Annotated in this window: 3 protein-coding genes and 1 pseudogene; 1 reads left to right on the forward strand and 3 read right to left on the reverse strand. The window is 69.6% G+C overall.

The window, feature by feature from the left end:
• Positions 1-64: 64 nt before the first annotated feature.
• The gene (locus tag JNW98_RS32970) at positions 65-2,977 is read right to left on the reverse strand and encodes a UPF0182 family membrane protein (RefSeq protein WP_223771976.1); all 2,913 of its coding nucleotides are present in this window, start codon (positions 2,975-2,977) and stop codon (positions 65-67) included.
• A gap of 143 nt (positions 2,978-3,120) precedes the next feature.
• Between JNW98_RS32970 and JNW98_RS32975 the strand changes: the two genes are divergently transcribed.
• A complete protein-coding gene (locus JNW98_RS32975; RefSeq protein WP_223771974.1) occupies positions 3,121-3,717 on the forward strand; it encodes a PPA1309 family protein in 597 nt (198 codons plus the stop codon).
• Positions 3,718-3,752: 35 nt separating this feature from the next.
• Here the strand turns inward: JNW98_RS32975 and JNW98_RS32980 are convergent.
• A pseudogene (locus JNW98_RS32980) lies at positions 3,753-4,832 on the reverse strand (YlbL family protein); the annotation flags it as partial.
• Positions 4,833-5,245: 413 nt separating this feature from the next.
• Complete coding sequence (locus tag JNW98_RS32985) at positions 5,246-5,719, reverse strand: molybdenum cofactor biosynthesis protein MoaE (RefSeq protein WP_223771975.1); 474 nt, start codon at positions 5,717-5,719, stop codon at positions 5,246-5,248.
• Positions 5,720-5,948: the final 229 nt, after the last annotated feature.

The raw sequence follows: 5,948 nt of genomic DNA on the forward strand, positions 1-5,948 counted from the left end.
ACCGAGCTGCTCCACCCCGCGCTGTTGTGGAACAACCGTACCACGGCGCGGGGTGGGGCACCGGCTAACCGCCGGACGGCTTGCCGTCGTCCTGCTTGTCGGCCGGCTTCCCGTCCTGCTTGCCGGCGGGCTTGCCGTCCGCCTTCTTCTCGGCCTCCTCCTCGGCCTTGGCCAGCCGGTCGAGGGCCTCCTTGATGTTCTTCTGGGCCTTGGCGTACGCCTCCAAGTCCTTCTGCTCCAGCGCCTTCTCACCGGCGGCGAACGCGTCCTGCGCGTCCTTGATCGCCTGCTTCACCGTGGGGTTGGCGGAGGGCGGCCTGGTCGTGTCCGGCGGCTGCTTGCCGGTCTCGCCCTGCTGCTTGCCGAAGACCTCGTCCAGCGCCTCGCCGAGGGTGTCCCGGAAGGCGATCTTCTCGCCGTAGTTGACGAGCACCTTCCGCAGCAGCGGGTAATTCGCCCGGGCACCGCGCACGTACACCGGTTCCACGTACAGGAAACCGCCGTCCAAGGGCACGGTCAGCAGATTTCCGTACTCGACCTCGGAATCGCCGCCCTTGAGCAGCCTGATCAGGCTGGCGACGTCCGAATTGCTGTTGAAATTGGACTGCGCCTGCTCCGGACCCCAGACCGCGCCCTTGGGTTCGAGGATTCTGATCCGGCCGTAGCCGTCGCTCTTCGCGTCCGCGTCGACCGCCATGAACGCGCCCAGGTTGGGCCGGTTCTTGGGCGTGAAGGTCGTCGTCAGCGAGAACGTCTGCGCCTTCTGGTCCGGCATCCGCATGCTCAGGTAGTACGGGGGGACCGCGTTGCCCTTGTTGGTCGGGTCGTCCGGCACCTGCCAGCGCTGGCTGCCCGTGTAGAACGCCGCGGGGTCGGTGACGTGGTAGCGGGCCAGCAGCTCACGCTGGACCTTGAACAGGTCCTGCGGGTACCGCAGATGCGCCTTCAGGTCCGCGCTGATGTCGCTCTTCGCCTTGACGGTCCCCGGGAACGCCTTCATCCAGGTCTTGAGCACCGGGTCCTCGGTGTCCCACTGGTACAGCGTGACGGTGCCGTCGTAGGCGTCGACGGTCGCCTTCACCGAGTTGCGGATGTAGTTCACCCGGTTCTGCTGGGCGACCACAGCGCGTTGACCGGTCGTCAACGAGTCGGTGGTGGTGTCGCCCAGAGTGGTGCGGGAGGCGTACGGATAGCCGTTCGTCGTCGTGTAGGCGTCCACGATCCACTGGATGCGGTGGTCCACCACGGCGGGGTACGCGTCGCCGTCGATGGTCAGCCAGGGGGCCACCGCCTCGACGCGCTCCTTCGGCGTCCGGTTGTAGAGGATCTTCGAACCCTTGCCGATGGCGCCCGAGTAGAGGATCTTCGGCTCGCCGAAGGCCATCGCGTAGGCCGCCCGGTTGACCGGGTTGGACAGCGAGACGCCGCCCTTGCCGTCGTAGCCGAAGCTCTCCTTGCCCTCGTCGCCCGGCTTGTCGATCTCCTTCTGCGGACCGCCCACGATGGAGTACTGGGTGGTCTTCTCGCCGTAGTACACCCGCGGCTCGTACGAGCCCAGGGTGCCGTCCGACTGGAAGTCCGGGCCGCCGCCCTTGGGCACGGAGGTGCCCTTGGCGGTCACGGCGCCGTACCCGTGCGTGTACTTGAAGTGGTCGTTGATCCAGTTGCGGTCGGGGATGCCCTTGATGTTGAGCTCGCGCAGGCCGATGACGGTGTCCTGCTCCTTGCCCCGCACCGTGTACCGGTCGACGTCCAGGGTGGACGGGAACTGGTAGTAGCCGCGCTCCTGGCGCTCCTGCTGGAAGGCCGGCGAGACGATGTTCGGGTCCAGCAGCCGCAGGCTGGCGGTGGAGTTCGCCATCTCGCGCAGCTTGTTCTTGTCCTTGCCGGCCGCGTCGCTCTTGCCCGGGTACTTGTCGTCGACCTTGGTGTGGTCGATCCCGTACGCCTCACGCGTCGCCTTGATGTTCTTGGCGATGTACGGCGCTTCCTTGGTCTGCTCGTTCGGCGAGACCTGGAACTTCTGGACGATCGCCGGGTAGAGCCCGCCGATCAGTATCGCCGAGAGCACCATCAGGCCGAAGCCGATGACCGGCAGCTGCCAGGTGCGCCGCCAGAGCGTCGCGAAGAACAGCACCGCGCAGATCAGCGCGATGATGAAGAGGATCGTCTTGGCCGGCAGATAGGCGTTGGCGTCCACGTAGCGCAGACCCGTCCAGCCGTCCGTCGACCGCAGCCCGCTCGACTTCACGGCCAGCCCGTACCGGTCCAGCCAGTACGCCACGGCCTTGAGCGCGACGAAGAGGCCCAGCAGGACGGAGAGGTGCCCGGTGGCCGCCGCGGTGGCCCGGTGGCCCGGACTGGTCAGCCGCAGACCGCCGTAGAGGTAGTGCACCAGGGCCGCCGCGATCAGCGACAGGACGGCCGCCGCGAAGCCGAAGCTCAGCAGGAAGCGGTACCAGGGCAGGTCGAACGTGTAGAACGAGATGTCCTTGTGGAACTGCGGGTCCTTCTGGTTGAAGGACACGCCGTTGACCCACTGGAGCCAGGTGCGCCACTGCCCGGCCGCGGACGCGCCCGCCACCAGGCCGACCAGCGCGGTGACGGCCAGCAGCACCCACTTCTTGTAGGGGGCGATGCTCATCCGGTAGCGGTCGAGGCTCTGCTGCTCGGCCGACATGGCGCTCAGCGGCGGCCGCAGCCGGTGCGCCAGCCAGATGTTGAATCCCACCGCCAGGGCCATCAGCAGGCCGAAGACGGCGAACAGGCCGATCTTGGTGCCGAGGGTGGTGGTGAAGACGGACGAATAGTGCACCGAGCGGTACCAGAGCCAGTCCGTCCAGAACCCCGCGAACATGACGAAGAGCATGGCCAGCGCCGCCAGCACACCCAGGGTCATCAGCAGGGTCCGGACACGCCGGGACGGTCGGCCGACTCTGATCCGTGGCCCTGTCGGGCCTCCGCCGCGGTCCGGCATCTGGAAAGCCAAGGTGCGCACCTCGAAGTTCGCTGTAAGGGAGCTGTCGATCAGGCCCTGGCGATAGTAGGACCCAGTGTGGCAACTTACCGAGGCTTTACTCGGTTCCCGATTTCGGCCCCTCTCAGGGCACGATATTGGGCATGTCCAGCAATGCCGGCTCCCCGAGCCACCCCGACCACCCCGAACCGGGCTCGCCGCAGATGGCCGCCAGCCCGCTGACCCGCGCCGTTCTCGAGATCGACGAGTACGCCTCCGGCCTCGGCTGGGACCAGCCCGCCCGCCTCTTCGCCCTGGTCGACACCGCGAAGCTCCGCTCGCAGGAGCCCGCCCTGGCCGCCCAGCTCGGCCTCGACGAGGCGGCCCCCGGCGCGGCCGCCCCCTCCTACACCCCCATCGAGCAGGACGAGCTGCCCGCGGGCACCGCGCTCGACGAGTTCCTCGCCACGATCGCCTGGCCGGACGCGGTGACGGGCTGCGCCTTGACCGTGGAGCGGCTGATGCTCCCGCCGTCCGCCGAGGGGGCCGTGCCTCACGGGATGAACGAGAAGCAGCTCGCCAAGTGGGTCGCGAAGCACCCAGAGCGGCAGGAGGTGCGGATGACGGTGGCCGTGCTGCGGGACGGGGCACGCGACTCCGCCGTGCGGCTGCGCGAGAAGGACTCGCCGACCGAGGTGCTCACCGGTCCCGACCTGGTGCCCGGCCTGGCCGAGGCGCTGGCCGCGACCTTCGCGGACTGAGCCGCCCGGGCACGTGTGGCGCGTGACCAGCCTGCCGTGCAGCGCGGCAGGCCGGCCGCGTCCCCCTTGCGGATCTTCTCCAGGGACTTCAGCGCGTCGCCTATGGTCTCCACCCTGACGAGCGTCAGCCCGGACGGGGTGTCCTTGGCGGCGGCCGCGCAGTTGTCCTTGGGGGTCAGGAAGAACCGGGCGCCCTTGTTCCGGGCGCCGACCGTCTTCATCTCGATGCCGCCGATCGGCCCGACCTTGCCGTCGTCGTCGATCGTGCCGGTGCCCGCGACGAACTTCCCGCCGGTCAGGTCGTCCGGTGTCAACTTGTCGACTATCCCGAGGGCGAACATCAGGCCGGCGCTCGGCCCGCCGACGTCGGCCAGCTTGATGTTGATCGGGAACGGGAAGGTGTGCGCCGTCCCCGCCTGGATGCCCACGATGGCCCGCTTCTCTCCGGGCGCCTCACGCGTCACCACGGTGACGGTCTCCGTCCCGCGCGGCTGCCGCTTCTCCTTCTCCGCGGCGGCGGCCTCCTTGGCCGGGACGACCGTGAAGGAGGTCTTCTCGCCGGGCTTGTGCCGGGTGACGAACTTCGCGACGTCGCCGGGCTGCCGGACCTCCGACCCGTCCACCGCCTTGATCACGTCGCCCGCGTGCAGCACCCCCTCGGCGGGGCTCGCCTTGACGACGGAGGAGACCACGACCCGGGTGGGGACGGGGATGTCCAGCTGCTTGAGCGCCGCCACCTTGGCGGCCTCCTGGGACTGGCTGAACTCCTCGGCGGTCTCCTGGTTGAGCTGGTCCGGGGACTTGTCGTCGGGGTACAGCGTGCTGTGCGGGACGACCAGCTTGTCGTGGTTCAGCCAGCCGTAGACCGCCTCGATCATGTTCATCCGGTACTGCGAGCCGGTCACCCGGACCGTGGTCATGTTGAGGTGCCCGCTGGTCGGGTACGTCTTGCGCCCCGAGATCTGGAGCACCGGCTCCCCGTCGTGGTCGCCCAGGGTGTTGACCGTCGGCCCGGGCGACATCTCCGCGTACGGCACCGGGATCAGCACGCCGGCGCAGAGCAGCGCGATCAGGGTCAGCAGGGAGGCGAGCATCGTCGCAGTGCGGCGGGGCATGGAACGACAGTACGGGACGGGTCCGACAGTCCACTTCCGGGGCGGTCCGTACGGGGCAGGAGTGCCTGCCGGGGCCCGTGTCACACGGAAATCCGGCTCCCGGGGCCCTGTGGAACCACGTTACGCGGATCCGGCCCCGGAGTCCGAACGCTCCATGGCCTCGCGGAACTTCGCATACCCCGCGAGCTCGGAGACATCGCCTGCCTTGCGGTTCCGAGCCGCCCAGCTTCCCCACAGGGCGGCAACCACGGCCGCGGCAACCGGGATCAGCAACCAAGCGAGCGCCGCCATAACGGCCTCCGACCTCTTACTCCTCGCGACTTACGATGAGCACATTAATCGTCTGCCGTCTCAACGCTCACGTCAGGGCGCTGGTTACGCAACCGGGGTGACCCGTTCCGGGCACCCGGGTTTTATGCGCCGACCCACTCCTCGGTCCCATCCGAGAACACCTGGTGCTTCCAGATCGGCACCTCGCGCTTGAGGTCGTCGATGAGGCGGCGGCAGGCCGCGAACGCCTCCGCGCGGTGCGGGCAGGAGACCGCGACCACCACGGCCAGGTCCCCGATGGCCAGCTCGCCGACCCGGTGCACCGCGGCCAGCGCCCGTACCGGGAAGTCCGCCGCCACCTTCTCGGCCACCCGCCGCAGCGCCTCCTCGGCCGTGGGATGCGCCGAGTAGCCGAGCCCGGCGACGGAGGCCCCGCCGTCGTGGTCGCGCACGGTGCCCACGAAGAGCGCGGTGCCGCCCGCGGCCGGGTCGCCCACCGCGGCGAAGACCTCGTCCAGGGAGAGCGGGGTCTCGCGGACCGCCACGAGGCGCAGAGGGCCCGGGTCGGAGACGGCCGGCCCGGAAGGATCTTCGTACGTACGGGACATGCGCTCCATCGTGCCGTACGCCGGCCGGGATCCGGCCCTGCCGGGCCGGGATATTCGCACCGGCGTCCGACAGGGGGCCGGACCGGGGCGCCGGACGGTCCGGGAACCGGAGAGGGCCGGACGGCCCGGAACCGTTCCGCTACACCCGCCGCCGGGCCTTGCGCGCCCGCCGCACCAGGGCCGCCGTGCCCAGCAGCGCCACGGTGGCCCCGGCGGCGCCCGCCGCCGTCGCGTCCTT

This window comes from Streptomyces huiliensis (genome assembly GCF_020037025.1).
Classification (GTDB): domain Bacteria; phylum Actinomycetota; class Actinomycetes; order Streptomycetales; family Streptomycetaceae; genus Streptomyces; species Streptomyces huiliensis.

Bases quoted from the DNA above. Each gene is read 5' to 3' on its own strand.
- JNW98_RS32970 (WP_223771976.1), bottom strand. From the start codon at position 2,977: ATGCCGGACCGCGGCGGAGGCCCGACAGGGCCACGGATCAGAGTCGGC.
- JNW98_RS32975 (WP_223771974.1), top strand. From the start codon at position 3,121: ATGTCCAGCAATGCCGGCTCCCCGAGCCACCCCGACCACCCCGAACCG.
- JNW98_RS32985 (WP_223771975.1), bottom strand. From the start codon at position 5,719: ATGGAGCGCATGTCCCGTACGTACGAAGATCCTTCCGGGCCGGCCGTC.